The 23,630-nt window shown below is 40.9% G+C and carries 18 protein-coding genes and 1 pseudogene; 7 read left to right on the top strand and 12 right to left on the bottom strand.

What is annotated here, in order from left to right:
- Positions 1 to 16: 16 nt before the first annotated feature.
- Positions 17 to 904: a DUF5683 domain-containing protein gene (locus K8P02_RS00620; RefSeq protein WP_223381865.1), complete on the bottom strand. Its 888-nt coding sequence runs from the start codon at positions 902 to 904 to the stop codon at positions 17 to 19.
- Positions 904 to 1,572: a hypothetical protein gene (locus K8P02_RS00615; RefSeq protein ID WP_155921471.1), complete on the bottom strand. Its 669-nt coding sequence runs from the start codon at positions 1,570 to 1,572 to the stop codon at positions 904 to 906. The genes K8P02_RS00620 and K8P02_RS00615 overlap by 1 nt, the downstream gene beginning before the upstream one ends.
- Before the next feature lie 938 nt (positions 1,573 to 2,510).
- Between K8P02_RS00615 and K8P02_RS00610 the strand changes: the two genes are divergently transcribed.
- Positions 2,511 to 4,553 (top strand): histidine kinase, encoded by a 2,043-nt coding sequence (locus K8P02_RS00610; protein WP_223381863.1) that lies wholly within the window; start codon positions 2,511 to 2,513, stop codon positions 4,551 to 4,553.
- Between the two features lie 9 nt (positions 4,554 to 4,562).
- Positions 4,563 to 5,318 (top strand): LytR/AlgR family response regulator transcription factor, encoded by a 756-nt coding sequence (locus K8P02_RS00605; RefSeq protein WP_025867842.1) that lies wholly within the window; start codon positions 4,563 to 4,565, stop codon positions 5,316 to 5,318.
- A gap of 290 nt (positions 5,319 to 5,608) precedes the next feature.
- Here K8P02_RS00605 and K8P02_RS00600 read toward each other — a convergent pair whose 3' ends face one another.
- From K8P02_RS00600 to K8P02_RS00580, 5 genes and pseudogenes are all read right to left on the bottom strand, one after another.
- On the bottom strand, positions 5,609 to 6,016 hold the full coding sequence (locus tag K8P02_RS00600; protein ID WP_025867841.1) for a DUF2141 domain-containing protein: 408 nt from the start codon (positions 6,014 to 6,016) through the stop codon (positions 5,609 to 5,611).
- Positions 6,017 to 6,028: 12 nt separating this feature from the next.
- Positions 6,029 to 7,970 (bottom strand): annotated as a pseudogene (locus tag K8P02_RS00595) (TonB-dependent receptor plug domain-containing protein).
- A gap of 102 nt (positions 7,971 to 8,072) precedes the next feature.
- Positions 8,073 to 8,957 (bottom strand): LytR/AlgR family response regulator transcription factor, encoded by an 885-nt coding sequence (locus K8P02_RS00590; protein WP_025867840.1) that lies wholly within the window; start codon positions 8,955 to 8,957, stop codon positions 8,073 to 8,075.
- Positions 8,958 to 9,832: 875 nt separating this feature from the next.
- Entirely contained in the window at positions 9,833 to 11,290 is a 1,458-nt protein-coding gene (locus K8P02_RS00585; protein ID WP_025868278.1) for an aminoacyl-histidine dipeptidase, read from the bottom strand.
- Between the two features lie 20 nt (positions 11,291 to 11,310).
- A complete protein-coding gene (locus K8P02_RS00580) occupies positions 11,311 to 12,297 on the bottom strand; it encodes a lysylphosphatidylglycerol synthase transmembrane domain-containing protein (RefSeq protein ID WP_025868279.1) in 987 nt (328 codons plus the stop codon).
- 70 nt (positions 12,298 to 12,367) lie between these two features.
- Here K8P02_RS00580 and rsmA point away from each other — a divergent pair, with 70 nt between their 5' ends.
- The 5 genes from rsmA to K8P02_RS00555 all read left to right on the top strand — a co-directional run bounded on the left by rsmA (position 12,368) and on the right by K8P02_RS00555 (position 18,790).
- Entirely contained in the window at positions 12,368 to 13,186 is an 819-nt protein-coding gene (gene rsmA, locus K8P02_RS00575; protein ID WP_025868280.1) for a 16S rRNA (adenine(1518)-N(6)/adenine(1519)-N(6))-dimethyltransferase RsmA, read from the top strand.
- Positions 13,167 to 14,858, top strand: coding sequence for a phosphoethanolamine transferase (locus K8P02_RS00570; protein WP_025868281.1), 1,692 nt, complete (start codon positions 13,167 to 13,169; stop codon positions 14,856 to 14,858). Before rsmA ends, K8P02_RS00570 begins: the two co-directional genes overlap by 20 nt.
- A gap of 18 nt (positions 14,859 to 14,876) precedes the next feature.
- Positions 14,877 to 16,217 carry a magnesium transporter gene (gene mgtE / locus K8P02_RS00565; RefSeq protein WP_002559298.1) on the top strand — a complete coding sequence of 447 codons (1,341 nt, stop codon included), beginning with the start codon at positions 14,877 to 14,879 and terminating at the stop codon, positions 16,215 to 16,217.
- A gap of 120 nt (positions 16,218 to 16,337) precedes the next feature.
- Positions 16,338 to 18,191: a DUF349 domain-containing protein gene (locus K8P02_RS00560; protein WP_025868282.1), complete on the top strand. Its 1,854-nt coding sequence runs from the start codon at positions 16,338 to 16,340 to the stop codon at positions 18,189 to 18,191.
- Positions 18,192 to 18,574: 383 nt separating this feature from the next.
- On the top strand, positions 18,575 to 18,790 hold the full coding sequence (locus K8P02_RS00555) for a hypothetical protein (RefSeq protein WP_155921493.1): 216 nt from the start codon (positions 18,575 to 18,577) through the stop codon (positions 18,788 to 18,790).
- Positions 18,791 to 18,886: 96 nt separating this feature from the next.
- On the opposite strand, the gene K8P02_RS00550 is transcribed toward K8P02_RS00555, so the two are convergent.
- From K8P02_RS00550 to K8P02_RS00530, 5 genes are all read right to left on the bottom strand, one after another.
- Positions 18,887 to 19,288, bottom strand: a complete 402-nt coding sequence (locus K8P02_RS00550; RefSeq protein ID WP_025868284.1) for a hypothetical protein — start codon at positions 19,286 to 19,288, stop codon at positions 18,887 to 18,889.
- Between the two features lie 66 nt (positions 19,289 to 19,354).
- Complete coding sequence (locus K8P02_RS00545) at positions 19,355 to 19,564, bottom strand: type II toxin-antitoxin system HicA family toxin (RefSeq protein ID WP_025868285.1); 210 nt, start codon at positions 19,562 to 19,564, stop codon at positions 19,355 to 19,357.
- Between the two features lie 2,257 nt (positions 19,565 to 21,821).
- A complete protein-coding gene (locus K8P02_RS00540) occupies positions 21,822 to 22,268 on the bottom strand; it encodes an HU family DNA-binding protein (protein WP_025868336.1) in 447 nt (148 codons plus the stop codon).
- A 366-nt stretch (positions 22,269 to 22,634) separates the two neighbouring features.
- Positions 22,635 to 23,099 carry an N-acetylmuramoyl-L-alanine amidase gene (locus K8P02_RS00535; protein WP_025868337.1) on the bottom strand — a complete coding sequence of 155 codons (465 nt, stop codon included), beginning with the start codon at positions 23,097 to 23,099 and terminating at the stop codon, positions 22,635 to 22,637.
- Positions 23,100 to 23,109: 10 nt separating this feature from the next.
- The gene (locus tag K8P02_RS00530; protein WP_025868338.1) at positions 23,110 to 23,391 is read right to left on the bottom strand and encodes a DUF4248 domain-containing protein; all 282 of its coding nucleotides are present in this window, start codon (positions 23,389 to 23,391) and stop codon (positions 23,110 to 23,112) included.
- Positions 23,392 to 23,630: the final 239 nt, after the last annotated feature.

The raw sequence follows: 23,630 nt of genomic DNA, 5'->3' as shown, positions 1-23,630 counted from the left end.
AGAATTAAATAAGGGGTCAGAACCGATAAGCGAATACCAGTCCGCACCCACCATTATCCATCACAGTAGGCACCAACGAGAAACGGGGTCTACCCGCAGGTTTCACAATGACCCGTTTGGCTCCTTTAGCGGCAATGGCATCTATCAGGTTATAAACATACAATGCCGCAGCCGCTCCAATACAGAAGTTACGCCCATTCTCCCAATTATCTGCTTTTGAACTATAATCCTTGGCAAATTTGGGCTGTTCTTTCATCTTTTTAACATAAGAAGAGCGCAAATTTTCGCAGACAATGATACCACCGATACATACGACTTCACCTCCGAGAATGCAAAGCCCCTTTGTCGTACTGCCTTTATATATCTGCCCCCAACCAGGGATTAATGAACGGGCAAAGCCTTGCATGCCGTAATGTGTAGAAAATGAGACATCATCAAATACAGGAGTCGAAGCCTGGCGGGAAACAGCAAACAGAGCATAATACTCATATCCATTTGTTCCTTCCGGATAAGATATATATTCCCAGTATTCATCAACCAAGCGGGCATAAAAAACATCCGTACGACTATCATTGACATACGTTAAAGCATAGGATTGACGGCTTTGACGCCCTTGCGTTCCCGATATCTCTTTTATATCAGTTTGAGCCTGCCCACTTATTTGATTATACTGTCCTACAAACAGAGATAAGGCACCTAATTGTTGCTTCTTTAAATCCTCAAGTGTCACACCTGAATTTCGGATAATCTTAAAATAATAAGTGTCATTGGAACGACGTTCATTAAGTCCCGCCTCCCCCTTCCTTACCCATTCCGGAGTTTTCTCCGACCGGCTTATCACTCTTGCACAAACTTGAGACACATTGAACAATGTCAATATACAAACAAAAATTAAGTACTTCATCAATTTTCAGGTTTAACATTCTCTTTTACATATTTCCGGATACCTTCACCTAAAGTCATGCCGTCTCCCGCTTTTTTCAAAGCCTCATCAAAAGCTTTATTACGAGCCTTAGATGCACTATTCTCATCAAGTGTATAGCCTACACGCACAACATAATCGTTTCCACTCTTCTTCACAAACTTCATACTCTTCTGCAATAAAGGCATAACGAAACTTGCAACATCCTGCACATAAGCGCCATGAAAAACATCGTATGCTCCCCCTTCTACTTTACCAAAATCTCTCTCCATACCTCCTGTTATTACACTTCCGGCAGCTGTAGCATATTTTATTGCAGCTGCGTTCTGTGCTTGCATTTCCGCAGAGAAAGAACTTGCTCCCTCACCGTCACTAACAATTTCTACAAGGTTAGGATTAGAAATCAGTTTCTGACGGAATGTTGCTATAGACTCATACATAGTAAAAGCCATTGATTCTGTTTTAAACCCATCTGCTGTATATTCTTTCACCATTTGTTCCACTGGATCTCCACCCTTAGGTTGAGACGGAACTACATTTTGAGGTTGTTGAGAATACGGTGTATACTGCTGCGCTTTCTTTGAACTTCCACAAGAGGTCATCAATCCCATCAACCCCAGAGACAGAACTGCAAATAAAATTTTCTTCATAAGTTTCATTATTAATGTTAATAATTAAGTTGAGTTTGCTTGTTAAAATCTTAGGTCAAAGATAGATAAACCATCCATGGTCTACAACCGGCACTTTTCAACATTATTCAATAACAGATCATTATACATAGTTAACAAGGCAAAAAACGAATCTGACAGGTATTATTTTATTTTAACGGGGATTCGATATAACTTTTCTTCGTATGGTTTCCCCTCCTGTTTTGAGTTAGTTGACGAGGGAATAGGTTGACAAAGAGACGAGACCTTTCAACGTGTTAGCCGAAAGAATAATCTTTGGCCAGCGAACACAGCGTAACCCCTTGTTCCCTTACCAACTCGTCTCCTTGTCAACTGATTTTGTGCCAAATGGTGTTTATCATTACCATCAGTATCTTTCTCCGGTATTGATGAAGTTCCGTCTCATAGAGGAACATATGGAGTCTCGGTACGCAACCTTGTTTTACATGTACATGTAAAGCAGTACGACATGCACATGTGGAACAGTACGACATGTACATGTGGAACAGTAAGACATGTACATGTAAAACAAGAAAGTGCAACAAGAAAAGGAATGCTCCTTTCTGAGAAAACCAAAGTACAACACCGGACAAAGATAACGATACCGTTTAGGGGCACTTCCGGCACCGAAAAGATAGGAATATAATCTTAGTTGCCAATTCTGTTTACAAGGAGTATAGTACACAGACGACATAGTGTAGTTTGATTCAAAATCCAGAACAATCCACATTTTACAGATTTCTTCAATAGAACGACTAGAACAGCAACTGACAGGGCAAAAAACACAAATAACAGGAAAAATACAATACACTATTAACTCATATAAATGAAGTTATAAAGAATTTATTTCTTAAATTCGCACTCAAACAAAAAGTCACACCCAGACAAAAGTATCAATAATGCGATAAAAACGAGTGCTAATGAAAGCTATATATACCCAAATGACCTTAGTCATTCTTGCATTTTCCATATTGGCAGGCGCTTGTCAAAAGAACAAAAACACAAACGAGTTGTCCCCTAAAGAACAAGCAGAAATAAAAATGCTGAAACAGGATATTCATGACTCCATCAAAACCTTTAACACAGATTTCGTAAAAGAGGCTATCTTGAAAGGGAAAAAGATGGCAAAAGATAGTGATGATTATTATGACTTCGTTTTATACGATGTAATATTCTATTTTTATATGTCACAACCGGATTCGATGCTCAATAACCTATCCCGAAGTACGAACTACCTGTCCAAGCAACCTGCTACTCCCAGGAGGGACCAGATGTATATAAAATGCCTGCAAACTAAAGCGGCATACTATGCCCAGTTTTATTTAGATCCGGACTCTTTAGTATATTATAGCAAGGAGGCATGTAAAATAGCAGACCGAGAACCGGACATTGAACAACAAATACTATGTTACAGCAATCTGGCAGACGCATACAAGCAAAAAGGAGAATTGGATCGAAGCGCCTACTATTATAGAAAAACAATTTATCTGGCTGATTCCATACAAACTTCCATCGGAAATTACGTCCCCTTGTATGGAGGGTTGGCAACTACCTATACGGCTCTTCGTGATTTTGAGCAAAGCAAAATATGGTTGGACAAGAGTCTGAAAATATGGGACCACATGATGACACATGAACAATTCAACTATCTGAATAACCGGGGAAACGATTATTATTTTCAGGAAGATTATATCAATTGCCTGAATACATTCCTGCAATTGGACACTTTCTTACAGGCACGGCCTGAACTTGAATGGGAAAGGCATTTCTGTAACAGTAACCTGGCAGATGTGTATCTCAAGCTGAAGCAACCGAAAAAGGCTGATAGCTTGTTACATGACAACATCCGCTTCTTTAAAGAAATGCAAAACGAAACCGTGCTCCCCTACTTATATACCCAATTAATGGAATTAACATTACAAAAAAAGAACTATAAACAAGTAGAAGAACTGATTCGGAAATATCCACTTCCCAAAGGAACAAAACCGGAGCATGCTTTGGCGAGATTAGATTTTCTTCAAAGATTCTACACTGAAAGGAAGGATTGGGAAAAGGCTCATCACTATCAAAAGGCATGCATAGAATTAGACGATTCATTACGAAACGACCGGGTAAAAATGAAAACAGCCGACCTTCAAATGCGTTACGAAAGAGATGCAACAGTGCTGAACCAGAAAATATACATCGGACAAAAAGAGACGGAACTCCTGCAAACTTACATTTGGCTGGCCATATCTATTTTTATTCTATTCCTGCTTTTATTACTGCTATATTATCGACGCAAACAAACCAGGCTCAAAGAAGAACAGATGCTCCATCGAATCGTGGAATTACGTATGGAAAACATACGCAACAGGATAACTCCTCATTTCATTTATAATGCATTGAACCATGAATTGCTTGTACAGCAACATGGAAAACCGACTCAACTGCATACATTAGTAAACTTACTCAGGCAAGGACAGACACTTGCCAATGTGTTCTGCACAACATTAAAAAAAGAAATGGATTTTATTCAACTTTATGTCAGCATAGAAGGGGAAGCATTAGGAGAAAATTTCCGTTATGAACCCATTCTGGAAAAAGATATAGAACCGGAACAAGTAATACTACCTTCCATGATGATACAAATTTTTGTGGAAAATGCTATCAAACACGGATTGAAAGATATGCCTGCCGATACTGAAGGAAAAATTGAAAAGAGATTAAGGCTCCATATTTATAGAAAAGAACACTACATTTATATTGATGTCTGCAACAACGGTAAACCTCTGAACTTACAAAATAGGGACCAAAAGACACAAATCGGCCTGCGGGTAGTATCACAAACCATCCAATTGCTGAATGAACGGAATAAGCAACAAATGAGCTACAGTCTTACAAAATGGCGGGATGAAATGAAAGAAACTGGATGCTGTGCCCAACTTATCATCCCTGAAAACTATAACTTTAACATAAACTAAAAGTTACCTATGAGTACCCCAACCAAAGTTATTATCATTGACGACGACAAACCTTCAGTAACTGTTCTTGCTAACGAATTGAAGGTTTATCAGGATGTAGTTGTCGTAGCTACTGCATTCAATAGCTATGACGGCGAACAAGCCATTTTGAAACATAAACCCCAATTGATATTCCTTGACATCGAACTGCCAAGCAGCAATGGTCTGGAATTTCTGGCTGCATTGCATTCCAAAATAGATTGGGAGATGAATATCATATTTTATACATCCTACGAAAAGTATATGTTACAGGCACTTCGCATGCAAGCATTCGACTTTCTATTAAAACCTGTCAACCAAGACGATCTGCTACTGGCAATGAACCGGTATTATTTACATAGAAAGAATACACAACCGTCACCTATACCTTCGATCCATTATCCTACGGACAAACCGCTTCTGATAACAACAATCACCAATGACAAAATTATATTACGTCCGCAAAACATTGGATATTTTCGATATAATTCCGAACGTAAGTTGTGGGAAATCGTATTGGATGACTTCCGGCACGTTATTCTGAAACATAACACAACGGCAGATGTGATATTAAACTATGGAACAGAGTTTATTCAGATACACAAAACATATATCATTAATATAAACTACCTAAACATGATACAGGAAAGCACCTGTATCATGCTATACCCCTTTAATGCAGTTACTGAATTGAAAATCAGCAAAATATACAAAAAGAAGTTGTTTGAAAAATTCTATAATCTATAAAATAATAAGAACCTATTTAAATTTTCCTCTTAAAAATTTTTATCAGCTTCTTTTGGGTTTATTTTTGATCTATTTTCCCATTTTAATTAGCTTCGCTCAAAACCTCTTTAGATTATTTCGTAAAGGTATAGTCGTCAGATAGCCCGCTATCCTTCTCATTAAAATGAAAAAACATCCTCTAAAATAACCCTCAAAAGACTATACGTCAGATTTAATAATAAGAGATATTTTGAGAGAAGCCAATGCTGAGCAAAATTTAAACAGGAACTAAAACGGAAAAGATCCCTAAACTACTTTAACTGAATAACCATCGTGGTATCTTCCTTCCATTCAAAGCGGCATTTCTTATAAGCTGGTGCTCCCATTACGCCTTCGGCATTGTTGCTGAAACCGAACTTCTCCGTCGGACGGCCAAAAGAACCGGTATCCAGTATGCCATTCCCATTCTCATCCTGAAAAAGAGAAATAGCATACGTTCCGGCAGGTAAACCCCGACAAGGAATACTCAACGTAGTATCTATCACCTCCACTTTAAACCCGAAAGCAGGCTTCTTCATGAATGACTCTTCCGAACTATAAATACCGACTAAAAGGTTTCCCTTTACATGTTCAATGCCCTCCACCTTGAGGGTTAATGTCTGAGCACTACCTATTACACTTGCAAAAACTAAAAATAAGAAAATCAGATTTGTTTTCATAATCACATGTATTTAAAAATTAGAAACATCATAAGCAGCTTTCTTACCTAAGGTGATGAAGACACCGAGATAGAAGAAATGATCACTGGAAGCTCGTAACGGGATACCATCTATTCGTCCGAACTCATTCTTACGGCAAAGTATATTGGTGGCCGAAGCATGTATAATTATCTTCTTAGTAGCCAGAAAAGTAACGCCCAAGTCAAGGCTGTTATATGGTTTTGCTTCATCATTCATCAGACCGGGACGATTGGGATTATGATATGGACGCCCACTCGCAATCCCTTCCGTAAGGCCAATAATAGTACGCAGCCTGGGAATAGTATATTTCAATACCAAAGAAGCATTATGGCGGGTGGCATACTGTGGAATAGTCAGTTCACTGTACTCCAAACATTTGCGTTTAGATAGATTGAAGGAATAAGAAAGATAATACTCAAAGTTTTTTAATAAAGAACGATCTTCAAAATAAAGATCAACTCCTTTACTGTTCCCATATCCGTCCGAAGTGAGACCATCGGGAGTAAAAAGTGTAAGACGATTGTACCTTTTGTAATATACCTCTGCTTTATAGAAACGCCCTGCTGCTTCGTACAAAGCTCCTACATTATACTGTTCACAAGCTTCGGAACGCAAAGAAGTCTGTTGCGCCAGATATTTATTATCCGCCGATTGGGTATAACGACCCAACGTAGCTGAGAATGCAATCTCATTCCAGGTATAACGAAGTGCCAGACGGGGAGAATAACTTATCTTCCGGTTCAGAGATGTATACTCGGTTCTGAAAGAGAGTTCGGCTTTCAAATTCTCAAACGGATAAAGAGTAGCTGTAACAAATCCGGCTTCTACCGTTGGAGCAATATTCTTTTGAGCGGCAAGAAGCCCGAAAGAATAGCGAGTTCTATATTGGCGAAGGAAAGATTCCACTCCCATATCCAGTTGCAAAAAAGGGCGCAAGCGTTTAGTCAGCTTTGCTTTCAGATGTAGTTCGCTCTGACGTTCGTTCCAATTGTCATCGCTTACAGCAGCTCCCCCTACTTTCCGATCAAAAAAAGAGTAAGCTACTCCGGCAAACCAGTTCCAACCGGAAGACGTTTTCGTACGGATGGTGGCATTCAAATAGACATTGTCTTCTTTCAGGCGGAACAGACGACAGTCTTCACCGGTATAGTTAGAAAAATCTGTCCGGTCATAGCCGGCGTATATCTTAAAAATTACATTCTCAGCAGGTAGATAACGAAACTGGGTAGCTCCCGAAAACAGTTCATATGGTTTCTCAAAGTTTACCCTTCCCGGATATACTTTATTATAAAGAGCAAGATTCTGATAATCGAGATTCAAAGCAATAGAGCCTTTTCTAAAAGAGCGATTCCCGCCACCACCTATACCAACAGTAGAAGGGCTCATCCCCACTTTATTAATCGGGCTATCATCTTTCGTTTCCAAAGGAAGTACAGCCGATAAGGCTTCACCATACTCTTGTGAATGTCCGCCTGTAGAGAGATTGATGCCACTGAACATAAAGGGGGAATACCGTCCGCGTGCCGGGGTATTTGTACCGGTAGTGGTATAAGGATTGAGAACGTGCATACCGTCTATATAAGTTTGCGTTTCGTCACTGCTTCCACCACGTACCAGCAAACGTCCGCTTTCTCCCTGTATTTGTGTACCCGGAAGGGGCTTCAATGCCTGATACAGATTACCGCTTGCTCCTCCCACAGTTACCAGTTCCACAGGTTGCATATTACTCCAACGACTGTTCATTTGGGGAGTTTTGCTTCCTTTTACTACCACTTCATCCAGTGAAACACTATCCGAAAAAGAAGTAAGAAATATTGTGTCTTTTACTGCTACCTGCGACTGCACATGAACAGAAAAGAGAAACAAAGCTACGATTGAGATAAAAAACAGATCTTTCATTTTTTTGCTTGCTAACGTTTTCACCGGCAAACATAAAGGAAAGAATAGAGGGAAAAAAATATCCGGGACAGACAGCCCGGATATGTGATAAATGACCTATTCGTTGTGACGAATTGCTTTGTTTTGTGACGAACGGCTATGCGTCATTCATGCTCTCTATCAGTGTTTTGATCTCTTTGCTATAAGCACGTGAAACGGGTATTTCCTCTTCACAGCCATCGAGCGAAAGACGATATCCCTGCGAGTTTCCACTCACCCGGGACACTGCGTGTAAGTTGACCAGGAATGCACGATGACACTTAATAATAAAAGGATAAACAGCCGTTGCCTCTTCAGCCTGCTTCATTGTCATACGTAGCAGCTTTCTTACCGGTTCATGACTCTTTCGATAAGTTATCTTCACATAATTACCATCCGCCTCTACAAAAAACAAATCGGATGTGTTCACTTCCAATACTTCTTTGGCGCCACCGGCAAAAAGAATCACAGTATCCTCCTGCTCCACTCTTTCAACATTTGCAGTAGCAGCCGATCTCTGAAGATGCAAATTCATTTCAGTAGCTTCTTTGAGATGGAAGGCCAATAACCGGTTTCGGTTCAGCAAGATAAAAAGTACAGAGGGAAAAAAGCCTATGATCACTGTACAAAGCAGGAAACTGTAAAAAATATCCAGACGAAATCCCCAATTGAATACAATGGCGGAATAAAGCCAGTTTCCAATGGCTATAAAAAAGAAAATATATACCTGACTAAGAATATGTTTCCCAACCGTCCAGCGATCATCCTCATAATACGCCGGAAATAACGCAGGGAACAAATAGACCGGAATACAGAGAAACACTGCTGTCACTGCCATATATCCCAATAAGATACCCAATTTATGATGTTCGATACTGCTTATACCAAACGGCTGTAACAAAGCTAATATTAAAAACACAATAACAGATGAGATCACTGCAATCTTCCAGCGCTGATAAAATACAGGATAAGGACTATTAAGGTAATTAAGCAGTTTTTTCATGCGAATATCTTTTAGCTACTGCAAAGTAAAGCATTTGTTGCCATAACTAAAAAGAATCAGCCAAAAAACAATCGGAGTGCTTTCTGATCACTCCCCAAAGAGTCATGGAATAATAAAAACAAGTTCCGACCGGGGCTATAGTTATTAAAAAAAGAATTATAAATATTCAGAAGAATGAATCAAAAGGCTGAATAAGATCGTTACGGCAATCTTAATGTACTGATTTTCAATAACAACAAAGATATAAAGACAAGGTCTACAAAAATGTACACTTTTAGTATACAAGATAGTACACTCTTGTCATGCAAAAGTGTACAATCTTAGAGTACTGAATTGTACACTCTTGCATACGAAGGTTATATCGTTAAAATTTTACGTTAACAATATTAATTCATAGACAACCTATAATATCATAATAGGAGTTGCATTCAGCCGAATATACTATTTGTAATGATTTATAACGAATCAATAATTAATAGAAGGAATAAAAGGCAGCACTATTGAGTTGAAAACATTTAACATACAACCTTTTTTTACAACATCCTGCATATCAATAAGTTATATACAAACTTTTTTCTCTACGAGGATCGGGTCGAAACTCTACGAGAAACGACCCGATCCTCGTAGAGTTTCGACCCGATCTCCGTAGAGAAACCTAATGAAGATTTATAAAACATGACACACCTATATAAAGAAGAGATAGCAATCAGCCTTTTATTGTAACAAAAAAAAGAAAGATAAATATAACACCTCTCTTACCACACACAGCAACAGAAAATTGTATTTATTGAACAGACTCCTATTTACTCAAAAAGCCCTGTCCACCAAGTTAAGTGGGCAGGGCTTGTATACTTTGAATGAGTTCTTTTACATATTTACTTCACCGGAGTCTGTTCTAATGTAGCCACCAGGAAGTCATAGAATTTTTGTACGGTAGGAATCAGTGCACGTTCGTCCGGAGAGTGCGGTGAACGCAATGTAGGACCAAAGGAGATCATATCCAGTCCCGGAATTATAGCACCAATGATACCACACTCCAATCCGGCATGAATTACTTTCACAGCAGGTTCTACGCCAAACTGTTTCTTATAAGATTCTTTCATTGCATGCAAAATCGGAGAATTTACATTCGGTTGCCAACCGGAATATCCACCTGTCATTGTTACTTTCATTCCGGCCATGGAGAAACAGCATTCAAGACTTGTAGTCAAATACTCTTTCATGCTGTCACTTGAGCTACGAGCAAGAATCTTGATATCTGCCTTACCAGCACCAATACTAATAATAGCCAGGTTAGAAGAAGTTTCTACGGTATCAGGAACGGTAGGAATCATACGGGTTACCCCATTCTGACAGGCAAAGATAGCATCTACCAGATTATCCTGAATCTCTTCCGGAATCTGCCCTGCAGGCATATCTACCCGTTCGGCTTTAAAACTGATAGGAGTTTCGATAGCAGAAAACTCTTCATTGAAAAGATCCTCACAGTATTTTACCAGGCCTAACAACTCTTCTTCATTTTCAGCAGGAATAGTAACAATGGCAGAAGCCTCACGCGGAATAGCATTACGCATATTTCCACCCTCCCAGCAAGACAGGCGAGCTTCGTAAGTAGCAATAGCTTCGCGAACAAAACGTACAAGCAACTTATTGGCATTTGCACGTCCCTGATTGATTTCCAATCCGGAGTGTCCACCGCGTAATCCCTTCAATGTGACTTTGATGGCAATATCGCCCTCTTCGGGTTCCACCTCTTTATATTCAAGCGTAGCTGTAACATCCATACCACCTGCACAGCCGATATAGAGTTCGCCCTCATCTTCCGAGTCAAGATTCAACAGGATTTCTCCGTTCAGCGTTCCCGGTTTTAGTCCGAAAGCACCATACATCCCAGTCTCTTCATCCTTTGTGATAAGAGCTTCCAATGGGCCATGTTTCAAATCTTTAGCTTCCAGAACAGCCATGATAGCAGCCACACCCAGTCCATTATCGGCACCTAACGTAGTACCTTTGGCTTTCACCCAGTCACCGTCTATATAAGTTTCAATAGGATCTTTTTCAAAATCATGTATTGTATCATTATTCTTCTGGGGCACCATGTCCATATGAGCCTGTAAAATTACTCCTTTGCGGTTTTCCATACCCGGAGTAGCAGGTTTGCGGATAATAACATTACCAACTTCGTCTACAAATGATTCCAGTCCCAGGCTGTTTCCGAAATTAAGAAGAAACTCAGTTATTCTTTCCATATGTCCCGACGGACGCGGAATCTGAGTTAATGAATAAAAATGCTTCCACACATTCTGTGGAGCTAAAGAGAGGATTGTACTCATAACGAATTAATTTTAGGTTCTTATTTTCGTTGTCTATGAGTTAGTGGTAAAGCCACTAAACCATATATTCCCAACAAAACTACTAAAAAGGTTTGAATTCCGTGTACAATCAAGGCAAATATTCCTGCATCGGTTGCATTTACTCCGTAAAGCATCATCATCGAGATAACAGCAAAATGCCAGGGCCCGGCTCCGTTGGGAGTAGGAACGATCACAGCAAATGTACCCCCTACAAACATAACAAGTGCGGCAAGAATGCCTAAATGGGCGGTAAACCCAAAACAATAGAATGTGAGGTAAAAGTGAAAAAAATAACAAACCCAAATAAGGATCGTATACAAAATGAAAAGAGGAATATTTTTCACATTCTTCAAAGACATCACTCCTTCCCAAACGTTAAGGACAACTCCTTTTACTTTTTCAAAGAAAGACAACGCTCGCATCAAATAGTAAAGAAGCACTATTACTCCAATGATGCAAAACAAAACGATATAGAACCATACGGATGTCAACAAGTGAACAATGGAAGGAATCTTAGTCCCGGTTTCCTCAAAGAAAGTGAGAAAAACAGGCATCTGTAATAAGAATGTGATACCGGCAATAAAAACAATGCAAATAGTATCAATCAGCCGTTCAGTAACTACCGTACCCAAAGATTTTGCAAACGATACATCATCATATTTGGCAAGAACACCACAACGGGACACTTCTCCTACCCGAGGTAATATAAGATTGGTAGCATAGGAAATGAAAATAGCATTTACACAGTCGCTCGTTTTCGGAAAAGCTCCTAAAGGTTCCAATGTCTGTTTCCAGCGCCAACCGCGAAAGACGTGACTGAATACGCCAAACGCTAATGAAAAAAGCATCCACCACCAGTTTACGCCATGCCGCAGCACATCACCCGCCTTTGCAAAATCGAAGTCACGATAGACCCAGTACAAGATAAAGCCTCCCAAAACTAATGGTAAAATAAGTTTCAGAGCCTTTTTTATTAGTTTCTTCATTCTTAATTCTTTATTCTTCAAGTAAAAGAATTACCTTTGTCGACTGCAAAAGTAACTATTTAGTTGATAAATGAAATTAGTAAAGCCTAAAAAGTTTCTCGGACAGCATTTCCTGAAAGACCTTAAAGTGGCACAGGATATTGCCGACACTGTTGATACGTTTCCTACACTTCCTATTCTGGAAGTTGGACCGGGAATGGGTGTGCTCACACAGTTCCTCGTAAAAAAGGAACGCCCGGTGAAAGTAGTAGAGGTAGATTATGAATCGGTAGCCTATCTGCGCGAAGCTTATCCGTCATTAGAAGACTGTATTATAGAAGACGACTTTCTCAAAATGAATCTGCAACGTGTCTTTAATGGCAATCAGTTCGTGTTAACCGGAAATTATCCTTATAACATATCCAGTCAGATTTTTTTCAAGATGCTCGAAAATAAAGATCTGATACCTTGTTGTACCGGTATGATTCAGAAAGAAGTAGCCGAACGTATTGCAGCAGGGCCGGGAAGCAAGACTTATGGTATTCTCAGCGTATTGATACAAGCATGGTATCGGGTGGAATATCTCTTTACGGTCAGCGAGCATGTCTTCAATCCGCCCCCAAAAGTAAAAAGCGCCGTAATACGTATGACACGTAATGAAACAATTGAACTGGGATGTGACGAGAAGTTGTTCAAACAAGTAGTAAAAACCACTTTTAATCAACGTAGAAAAACATTACGCAATTCTATTAAACCGATATTAGGCAAAGAATGCCCGCTGACGGAAGATGTTTTATTCAATAAACGGCCGGAGCAACTATCGGTACAGCAGTTTATCGACTTGACTAACAGTGTAGAAGAAGCTCTAAAGAGTCACAAGGAAAAGATCGATGCTGACAATATGGAATAAAATAAATAAAGATACATTGGAAAAAGGAAGAATAGGAATCTTATTTTTTATCCTATTCCTTCCTTGCCTGTCCAGCCTGTTCATGTCTGTCGATATACAAAAAGAATTCAGCGACAGGATTGGCTATCTACTTTTATATACACTTGTATTATTGCTTCCTCTTTCTTTTTTGAAGAGCAAATTCTATTTCCTCTTTGAAGGTGTTTTCCTGTTATTTGCCCCGATCGAGATAATGCACCTGAAACTGTTAGGAATGCCGGTTTCGTCCCCATTCATAACCTCTATGCTTCAGACAGACTTCAAAGAGAGTATGGAAGTTCTGTCTTCTTTCAAATTAGAAATTATCATAATGCTGTTAGTATGGGGGATTTACTTTATACAAGTATCTAAAATTCCAAACCGCTACTTAGGAGCTAAGTGGTTTCGCATTGCTTTAATTCCCCTTTTCATCATCTGGAATGTTACTCTGTTTGCAAACACATTCCTATCATCCCCTTCCGGCAGCACTTTTTCGGGACGTTTGGTAGTCAGTTCGTACCGGGTTGTGCACCAGTATTATAAAATCTTTCCCGTGAACTTGTTTCTATCTTATACCAAGCACCTGAAAGACAACTCGGAAGTCAAGGCCATGAATGAAAGATTAAAGTCGTTTAAATTTGGTGTACAAAGCCTGACTCCACCCAATGAAAAAGAAATATATATTCTGGTTATCGGAGAATCTGCTCGTGCAGACCATTTCTCTATAAATGGTTATGAAAGAAAAACAACTCCACTACTTGAGCAAACAGAGAATCTGGTTAGCTTTGGAGATGTACTTTCTACAGCCAATATTACGGTCAGGGCACTTCCATTATTGCTAAGCCGTGCCACTCCGGAATCACCGGAGATAGCATATCAGGAAAAAACACTTCCGGAAGCGTTTAAAGAGTGTGGTTTTTCTACAGCGTGGATTGCCAACCAATCTTTCAATGATCCTTATGTTCTTCGGATAGCTCATAACTCTGACTACCATCACTTTGAATTGGTAGACTACGGTGCCGACAATAATTATGATGAAAAATTATTGCCCAAACTGGATAAAGTACTTGCCGGCAACAAGCAAAAGCAATTTATTGTAATTCATACATTGGGCAATCATTTCAAATACAACTACCGGCATCCCGAAAACTTTGAAAAGTTCAAACCGGCAATGCCTAAGGATTTTAGTTACAATGAGATTGGTAAAGACAAAAGAGCAATTGTCACTAACTCATACGACAACTCGGTTTTGTATACCGATTTTATACTATCTGAAATTATAAAAAGGGTGCAGCAACAATCATGCATAGCTGCTGTCAGTTACATTTCCGATCATGCAGAAAATCTGTATGATGACGGCACCGAAGAATTGATGCACAGCAGCTCAAATCCGAGTCGGAATGAAGTACACGTACCATTTATCGTATGGCTTTCTGACTCCTATAGGAAACAGTTTCCGGAAATATATGATATATTGAACAGCCATAAAGACAGTCCAATCAGCTCCAACAACTTGTTTCACACGATGCTGAAGATTAGCAATATCACCTATCCGGATGAAAAGCCTGATCTCAGCATTGCATCCGAAGAGTTTCAGGGAGACAGTATCAGAGAAGTATTAACGCCCAATGGGAAAATAGTATATCTTCATTAAATATCAGATATAAGTAAGATGAACGAGGAATACATAGACAACGTTAAACAACTTATTGAGCAGAAAGACGCCAATAAGGTTAAGGAATTTCTTATCAACCTTCATCCGGCTGATATAGCCGAGTTGTGTAATGACCTCAACCCGGAAGAAGCCCGTTTTGTCTACCGGTTGCTCGATAATGAAACCGCTGCCGACGTATTGGTGGAAATGGACGAGGACGTTCGTAAAGAATTCCTTGAAATTCTACCTTCCGAGACAATCGCCAAACGCTTCGTCGATTACATGGATACGGATGATGCCGTAGACCTGATGCGAGAACTCGATGAAGAAAAACAGGAAGAGGTTCTTTCACATATCGAAGACATCGAACAGGCAGGCGACATCGTTGACCTTTTGAAGTATGACGAAGATACTGCCGGTGGTTTGATGGGAACCGAAATGGTACTCGTCAACGAAAACTGGAGTATGCCGGAGTGCCTGAAAGAGATGCGCCAACAAGCAGAAGAACTGGATGAGATCTACTACGTATATGTAATAGACGATGACGAGCGACTACGTGGTATTTTCCCTTTGAAGAAGATGATCACTTCACCTTCCGTATCAAAAGTGAAACACGTGATGCAAAAAGATCCGATCTCCGTACATGTAGACACACCAATCGACGAAGTTGCCCAAATCATTGAAAAATATGACCTTGTAGCTATCCCGGTATTAGATAGCATCGGACGACTCGTCGGACAGATCACCGTTGACGACGTAATGGATGAAGTACGTGAACAATCGGAACGTGATTATCAGTTAGCTTCCGGACTTTCACAAGACGTAGAAACGGACGATAACGTTCTTCGTCAAACCACTGCACGTCTCCCCTGGCTACTTATCGGTATGTTGGGTGGTATTGGCAATTCCATGATATTAGGAAACTTCGATGCAACCTTTGCCGCTCATCCTGAAATGGCTCTCTATATCCCACTGATCGGAGGTACGGGAGGAAATGTCGGAACACAATCTTCAGCACTCGTCGTACAGGGGTTGGCGAACAGTTCTCTCGATACTAAAAACACTTTCAAGCAAGTTACCAAAGAGGCAATAGTAGCATTAATCAATGCAACAATTATTTCTTTATTAGTATATACATATAATTTTATTCGTTTTGGCGCCATGGCAACCGTTACCTATTCTGTATCTATCAGTTTATTTGCAGTAGTGATGTTTGCTTCTATTTTTGGCACTTTAGTCCCGATGACGCTTGAAAAGCTTAAAATAGACCCTGCCATTGCCACAGGACCGTTTATTGCCATTACGAATGACATTATCGGTATGATGCTTTATATGGGAATTACTGTTTTATTGTCCTAAATGAAAGATAAATAAAAAAAAATCAGGCAAAAAAGTATGAAGTAATCGTTTTATTTCATTAATTTGTGACCTAATGTAATAAAGAGGAGTTAAATCCCCATTTCCTAAAACGAATATACAATGATGGACTCTCATGACACTAACCAACCTTTGAATCCAGGGGAGTTAGAAGAAGAAAAGAAAACAGTTGAGGTTTCTGAAACTATAACAGAAACTCCGGCCGAAGAAACAAATGCTGAAAAACAACCCGAAACAGCTCCTCGGCTGGTAACAAAAGAGGAAGTACTTGTGCGAATGAAAGAACTTGCTCAAGATGCAGAAAATGCCAACAAGCAAGAATTGGACAGTTTAAAGCAATCTTTTTATAAGATACATAATGCCGAACAGGAAGCGGCCAGGAAGCTATTTGTTGAAAATGGCGGTTCAGAAGAAGACTACGTACCACAGAGTGATGCGATAGAAGAAGAGTTCAAAAATGTGATGGCTGTTATCAAAGAAAAAAGAAGTGCTCAGATTGCCGAGCTGGAAAAGCAGAAAGAAGAAAATCTGCAAATCAAGCTTTCAATCATAGAGGAACTCAAAGAATTGGTAGAATCGCCGGATGACGCTAACAAATCATATACAGAATTCAAGAAACTACAACAGCAGTGGAATGAAACCAAATTGGTTCCCCAGGCTAAAGTAAATGAACTCTGGAAGAACTATCAGTTATATGTAGAAAAATTCTATGACATACTGAAGCTCAACAACGAATTCCGCGAATATGACTTCAAGAAAAATCTTGAAATAAAGAATCGTCTTATCGAAGCAGCTGAAAAGCTCGCAGATGAAGAAGATGTTGTTTCGGCTTTCCATCAACTACAGAAGTTACACCAGGAATTCCGTGATACAGGTCCTGTAGCAAAAGAACTTCGTGATGAGGTATGGAACCGTTTCAAAACAGCATCTACGGTGGTCAATCGTCGTCACCAACAGCACTTCGAAGCTTTGAAAGAGGCTGAACAACATAATCTGGATCAGAAAACGGTGATTTGCGAAATCGTAGAAGCTATCACCTACGACGAATTGAAAACATTCTCAGCCTGGGAAAATAAGACCCAGGAAGTTATTGCCCTGCAAAACAAATGGAAAACAATCGGTTTTGCACCGCAAAAGATGAATGTAAAAATATTCGAACGTTTCCGTCATGCTTGCGACGACTTCTTCAAGAAAAAAGGAGAGTTCTTCAAAGCATTGAAAGAGGGGATGAACGAAAATCTGGAAAAGAAAAAAGCATTGTGTGAAAAAGCAGAAGCATTGAAAGACAGCACAGACTGGAAAGCAACAGCCGACGCATTGACCAAATTGCAGAAAGAGTGGAAAACGATCGGACCGGTTTCAAAAAAATACTCAGATGTGGTATGGAAACGTTTCATTTCTGCTTGTGACTATTTCTTTGAACAGAAAAATAAGGCAACTTCTTCACAACGTTCCGTCGAAATAGAGAATATGGAGAAGAAGAAAGACATCATCAGCCAACTAACTGCCATTGACGAGTCTATGGACACGGAAGAAGCGAGTAAACAGGTTCGCGAATTGATGAAAGACTGGAGCGCCATAGGACATGTGCCATTCAAGGAAAAAGATAAGCTGTACAAACAATACCATACTCTGATTGATCATCTGTTTGAACGTTTTAATATAAGCGCTTCAAATAAGAAACTAAGTAATTTCAAATCTAATATCAGCAACATTCAAGGAGGAGGACCACAGACTCTATACAGAGAACGCGAAAAATTGGTTCGCGCATACGAAAATATGAAAAGTGAACTCCAAACTTATGAAAACAATCTTGGCTTCCTGACATCTGCTTCTAAAAAAGGAAATAGCCTGTTAACGGAACTCAACAGAAAAGTGGACAAGTTAAAAGCTGACTTAGAATTGGTTTTGCAGAAAATTAAAGTAATTGACGAATCAATTAAAGAAGAAGAATAAACCAAAACAGTAAAGATATAAAAAATAAAGGGAGTGCATCAAAAGAATATAAATGATTGCACTCCCTTTATTTTCCATATAGGTTTTAGCTTATAAAAAAAGCGCAAAACATCTCCAGGACATTTCACGCTTTCTTGTTTGTTGGGCTATCTGGAACAAAACCGTCTCATCTTTACCCACTATAATACAATACTTTACAGTCGTTTACTATATTCGATGTCACCGAATTAGCCACCGAATTCAGCAAAAACGCCTCTAATCATTCTCATCAATGAACTCTTGTTTATGAAACAAAGATACAATATTATTTTAAACAAACAGACAAAAACAGGTAATAATTGTATTTAATATTATATCTTTGCGTAATTAACAAATAATAATATATGCAAAAACACATTATTCCATTAATCGCGGTAGTGTTAGGATTGGTATCCTGTCAGCCCGATATAGTTGAGACTGAAAAGCCGGAAGAACCGAGAATAGAAACGCCAGTAGAAGAAGAACCGGAGGATACGGAGGAAGAACCGACGGTAGACCCGGATATTAATGACTGGAAACCGGGTTCGAGTGGGTCGACTGATCTCGTAGAAAAACCTTAGTAAAGATTGAAAAAGAGCTTCCCGATTTTCGGGAAGCTCTTTCTTGCATGAGAGAAGGGAATTAAAGGTGTCCAATCAATAATTCGTATCCTATAATCAGAATTTTACCCTCTCTAAATTTCGTATCATCTCGCTGTATTTAGTTTGTATCATCTCTTTTTGACGCTCACTTGCTTTGACCAGTCCGCTTTTATACTTACGCATCAATGAAGGATTGATACCGACATAAGAGGCAAACTCAGACGCATTGATAAACGGAAAACTCAGAAAAAAGCCAGATAAGTCGTATCGATATTCGATTGTATATCCGTCCTGGTACCAGATGGGATATGCTCCGTTGCGCTCATGATAATAAGAGGCCTGTTCTTCAACAACTGCGTTGAAGTCTGCTTTCGCTTCTTCTTCTGTCAGTCCATAACCTACCAATCCGGCCAGATCGGCATAGATGCCGTATCCCCCATCGGAAGCCTTTTCGATTGTAGCAACAATTGTTTTCATATTCAAGTACTTATTTGAGTGATAAATGACCAATTAATACCACTCCCCGAAGGGAGTGGCGAACTTTTACAAGTTCTCTTTTTTTTCTTTCTTTTGCTTCAAACCGGCGTCTTTCATCATTTTGTTCAGAGTTCCGGTTGGGACCTCTTGCGCTTCATGACGGGCGACAGGAATGAAGTAATCGAAATCGGGATGAACATACTTATAATGTTTTTTCCCTTTGCTGAGAGTCCAGCCTGCGGCTTCTATCAGCTTGTAAAATTCTGAGTACTTCATAATGTAAAAGATCGATTTATTAATTGGACATGACAAAGGTAACGATTCTGTTCCACATATAAAAGATTAGTAACGAAAATGTTCCTTCTTGTTAGCATTATTTAATAGATGAATCGAAAAGGATTAAAGACTGATAGCAGATCTCTCCGGAAGCAACTCTCGAGCTGAGCGAATCTGATAGCAGATTGTTGAACCGGGAATAAGATCTTGATGGAAAGTTGCTATCATATTTTTGTGACCAGGTTCGCCGGCTGCCGTGAAAGTGATAGCACTTCTGCCGGATATCATATTAATCAGGAAGAGATCCTGCCAGGTGGGTGATAGCAGAATGATAGCAGCATTGCATCTGAGTGTCTACCGCTGTGCCCGTGCCGCCCGTCTCGCGAGCCGTCTCCTTCGTCGCCGACTTCGCCAGCCGTGCCGCCCTCGGGCAGTGCGGTTTCCATGCTTCCGGTTCCTCCGAGCTACGGTCTGCGGTTGTTGTCTACGGTTACGCTACGTGCCGCTTCCATGCCCTTTCCGTAGCTGCTTGTTTGACGGGCAAAGAAGCCGCCCTCTGCCGGCTCCGACTGTCTACGGTTCGCGGTTGCTATCGTTCGTCCTGGTACTGATCCTGTCCCAGTCTGTCGGTATCGCTGCCCAGCGTTCGTCCTTCTACCCGTGCGCCCTTCGCCGTCCTTCGGGCGCGTTGCAGACGTGGTGTTTCATCGGTATTCCTTTTTTCTCTGCACGACTGCAGAAAAAAGAGAGAGGAGCTTAGTATTAAACATAATAAGCATTGTTGCCCGGCATCGGAGCTGCTATTCGTGCAAAATGATTATTATATTTAATACCGCCATCTCCTACCGCCCCGCTCCCTACGGTCGGCAAAGGGGCTGAAAGTGGGTGGCAACGCTTCATCCCTCGTGCAGTGCGGCTGTCTGTCTAAGTTCCAAACGCCGGACCGGGCTACGGTTCCGATCGCGCTGCCATGCCGTCCGGCACAAGCCCGGGGTCGCGGGCGGTAGCCCGATACCTTTCTCTGTCGCTCGCGCTACGCCTGCCCTTGCGGACCGCGCCCTGCGGCGCACCGACCCGGATGACAGCCGTACCGGCTGCACGGCGAGACGGCTGCGCCGTCCGCTTCGCGAAGCGGGACAAAGCCACGCCGAAAAATATCACAGGTAAAAAACCGCTATCGACCTTTTGAGAGATAGCGGTTTTTTATTATTAACATTAACTGTTTGGGGAGGGAGAATTATAAATCATTCAGAAAAGCAGCCATTGTGAATCTTTTCTGTTTCTTTTTTGATAATGAATGGTATGAGCAGCTATATGAAAACCTTATATGGCATACTGCTTTAGCGAAATAAGAAGAAATTATATACCTGAGTTCGTATTGTCTTTCAGCCTGAACACACGAACAGAGTACATCGTACTTAATATCTTCCCGGTACCTGACAAAATACCGATGCATGCGCTTCCCTTTACGGACATACAGTATTAAGCGAAATCTTCTTGTCTCATCGCTTGTTTCATAAGTATGATAGGATATGACGGTGTATATATCTCCCATAAACATACAACAAAGTAATGACGGGAAAAAGTACGGTCCCGCTGACCCGTTGCATTACATATTGTTCTCCAGAGGACGAAAAATACAGTGGGTGCATTAACACTCCAACACGGGGGACGGAACCGTATATCAGGAAGCCACGAGTATATCAAAATATACTCGTAGCCCAAAAGACGAGTACTCCCATCCTCTGAAAACAAACAATTGTAATGCGTCACAAAGGTGAGAATAATATCTGACACTATCAATATTAAATGCAATTTTTATCCTAAAACACCTACTTTTGCCGCAATGTTCAATGTTATAACTGCCCACACCCTGCATAGCGAACCCATTTTTTTCCTTTTTCTTGAAACATTTCCCGGAAGAAGAACACAGACCGGCAAGGAATTTCAGAAGAAAATACCGCACGAGGAACGAGCTCAGGAGATTTTCTTCTGAAATAGCGCAGCGTTCCTTGATGGCCTGAGAGCTTCTGCCGATCTTTGTGAAAGAAAAGAGGAAAATACACGAGGGTATTATTATATATAGATACGAAATCCTCTCAAAAAGCAGAAAAACGGAAGAATATCCCCAAAAACCGTCCCGGAAAAACGTTCCGGTCGTTTTTTAAAAAGGTACGGAGCGGAAAAAGAAAACGTCCGTACCTAATTTTAAAAGGTACGGACGTTTTACACGCGTTAGAAGCCTTGTAGGCACGGTTTATACAGATGGGTCTTCGCCCTCGCCTTCTCCTCCGGTTCCGCCTTCTTCAGGAACAGGAATTAGAGAAGTTTTTGTGAAAGAAACCGCCTTACACATATCTTTCAACTCCTTGCAGGGCGTGAAGATAATGCGTGCTTTCGTGATTTTAGCGGCATTGAATTCTTTTTCGGTAGCAGTGCCCTGACTGGTTGCCGACATGCGGAATGAACCAAGATCGGCCAAGCGAACAATCTGACCATTGGACAAACGCTGGATCATAATGGTTGTAAAGGCATCAAGCACAGCCTTTGCGTCCGAACCGGTCACCGTACAACGGTCGGCTACTGCGCGGGTCATCGATTTGAAATCCTCTTCACCGTTCGATTGGATTTGCGCGTAAAATTTTGCCGGCTCATCCTTCTTGAGCGGGTTTTTGCGCGGAATAACAGAATACTTTACTGGCATAATAGTAAGGTTTGTGGGTTAATAATGACACAAATATAAGTACGTGCGCGTGAGCGCTCCAGGGGTGTATGCGGTTGGGTGAATATCGATATGAATATGTGTGTTTACAACAAGAAAAAAGGCTGCAACGCCTATCGCTGCAGCCCTTAAAGGTGGTTCTACTTACTTGCCGGAGCATCTCCTTTGCCGTTGCCATTACCCAACCAGGTAATGAATTTGCAAACGAGCTTTAAAACTCCCAACGTAGCTTTCCAGAATGGTTTCATACTATCCTCCTTTTTTAAATGTCCGGCAAAGAAAGGTATTTAGTGATTAGTGATTAGTGATAAGCGATTAGTGCTTGTGTTTTCGTACGCTTACTTATCACTAATCACTCATCACTAATTCCCGGTATTCGGCTGAGGCATCGAAGCAGGGGCATATTTTAATCCATTCTTGTGGCTCTATGATGCCGTTTCCGTTTAGGTCGGGGCTGAGATCACGGTGTCCCACAACGGCACTGATAGTTGCATATTCAGCCATTAAGCGACGGATAAGAATAAGGAGGGATTCTTTCTGGACGGGAGTACGTGTATCATCCGGTTTCCCATCCGCGTCCAATCCACCTTCGTAAGCAATGCCGATACTGCCGGCATTGAAGCCTTTGGCGTGTGCGCCGATTAGAGTAACGTCGCGCATGGGGTGTATTGTTCCGTCTTTTGTGATGTAATAATGATAGCCGCAACCGGTGAAGCCGCGTCGGCGGTGTTCAGCGTCCAGGACGGCAGGTGTTAGCGTGCTTGTGCAGCGCGAGGCGGTGCAATGCACCACAATCAGAGTGATTTTTCTCATAAAATTACACTTAGAAAGGTGAGCCGAAAGCGGTTACAATAATATCGCGTTGGCGGGGTGTTAAGATGCGTTGAGTCCGTTGATATCCGGTTGCTTCAAGATCGGCCACGACTTCCGCAGAGGTGAGTATCCATTGTTTGAGCCGTATCGATGCTGATGCGGGTGCGATGTTCGGGAAGTAGAGCACTGCGAACTCTTTGAAGCCATAGCAGCGGTTTTCAAGGTGCGGTGTTTTCGTTTTTTCCATGAGATAAGATTTGAGATTGATAGCATGAGTTTGATTTTCAAGCATAAAGATACGGATTATATGGTAGGGTTGTACTCGTAATATGATTATATATAGTTATAAGGTATTCTTTTTGATCTACCCCCCTCCGCCCCCTTGGGGGGTACGCTTGTCGGTGGGCGTGGTCGCCCCCCTTACCGCAGGGCGCTCCCCCACCGAAGAGGGTTCGGGCTGTAGCGGTGTGAGCGTATTAATTACTTCTTTCTGTTCAATTTTGAATTGTTTTTATATATTTGTATAATTAT

The sequence above is a fragment of the Bacteroides nordii genome (assembly GCF_019930665.1).
In the GTDB taxonomy this organism is placed as follows: domain Bacteria; phylum Bacteroidota; class Bacteroidia; order Bacteroidales; family Bacteroidaceae; genus Bacteroides; species Bacteroides nordii.
This window is presented reverse-complemented; position numbering and strand designations above follow the sequence as displayed.

Coding starts and splice junctions, on each gene's coding strand:
- K8P02_RS00620 (WP_223381865.1), bottom strand. CDS start 904: ATGAAGTACTTAATTTTTGTTTGTATATTGACATTGTTCAATGTGTCT.
- K8P02_RS00615 (WP_155921471.1), bottom strand. CDS start 1,572: ATGAAGAAAATTTTATTTGCAGTTCTGTCTCTGGGGTTGATGGGATTG.
- K8P02_RS00610 (WP_223381863.1), top strand. CDS start 2,511: ATGAAAGCTATATATACCCAAATGACCTTAGTCATTCTTGCATTTTCC.
- K8P02_RS00605 (WP_025867842.1), top strand. CDS start 4,563: ATGAGTACCCCAACCAAAGTTATTATCATTGACGACGACAAACCTTCA.
- K8P02_RS00600 (WP_025867841.1), bottom strand. CDS start 6,016: ATGAAAACAAATCTGATTTTCTTATTTTTAGTTTTTGCAAGTGTAATA.
- K8P02_RS00590 (WP_025867840.1), bottom strand. CDS start 8,957: ATGAAAAAACTGCTTAATTACCTTAATAGTCCTTATCCTGTATTTTAT.
- K8P02_RS00585 (WP_025868278.1), bottom strand. CDS start 11,290: ATGAGTACAATCCTCTCTTTAGCTCCACAGAATGTGTGGAAGCATTTT.
- K8P02_RS00580 (WP_025868279.1), bottom strand. CDS start 12,297: ATGAAGAAACTAATAAAAAAGGCTCTGAAACTTATTTTACCATTAGTT.
- rsmA (WP_025868280.1), top strand. CDS start 12,368: ATGAAATTAGTAAAGCCTAAAAAGTTTCTCGGACAGCATTTCCTGAAA.
- K8P02_RS00570 (WP_025868281.1), top strand. CDS start 13,167: ATGCTGACAATATGGAATAAAATAAATAAAGATACATTGGAAAAAGGA.
- mgtE (WP_002559298.1), top strand. CDS start 14,877: ATGAACGAGGAATACATAGACAACGTTAAACAACTTATTGAGCAGAAA.
- K8P02_RS00560 (WP_025868282.1), top strand. CDS start 16,338: ATGATGGACTCTCATGACACTAACCAACCTTTGAATCCAGGGGAGTTA.
- K8P02_RS00555 (WP_155921493.1), top strand. CDS start 18,575: ATGCAAAAACACATTATTCCATTAATCGCGGTAGTGTTAGGATTGGTA.
- K8P02_RS00550 (WP_025868284.1), bottom strand. CDS start 19,288: ATGAAAACAATTGTTGCTACAATCGAAAAGGCTTCCGATGGGGGATAC.
- K8P02_RS00545 (WP_025868285.1), bottom strand. CDS start 19,564: ATGAAGTACTCAGAATTTTACAAGCTGATAGAAGCCGCAGGCTGGACT.
- K8P02_RS00540 (WP_025868336.1), bottom strand. CDS start 22,268: ATGCCAGTAAAGTATTCTGTTATTCCGCGCAAAAACCCGCTCAAGAAG.
- K8P02_RS00535 (WP_025868337.1), bottom strand. CDS start 23,099: ATGAGAAAAATCACTCTGATTGTGGTGCATTGCACCGCCTCGCGCTGC.
- K8P02_RS00530 (WP_025868338.1), bottom strand. CDS start 23,391: ATGCTTGAAAATCAAACTCATGCTATCAATCTCAAATCTTATCTCATG.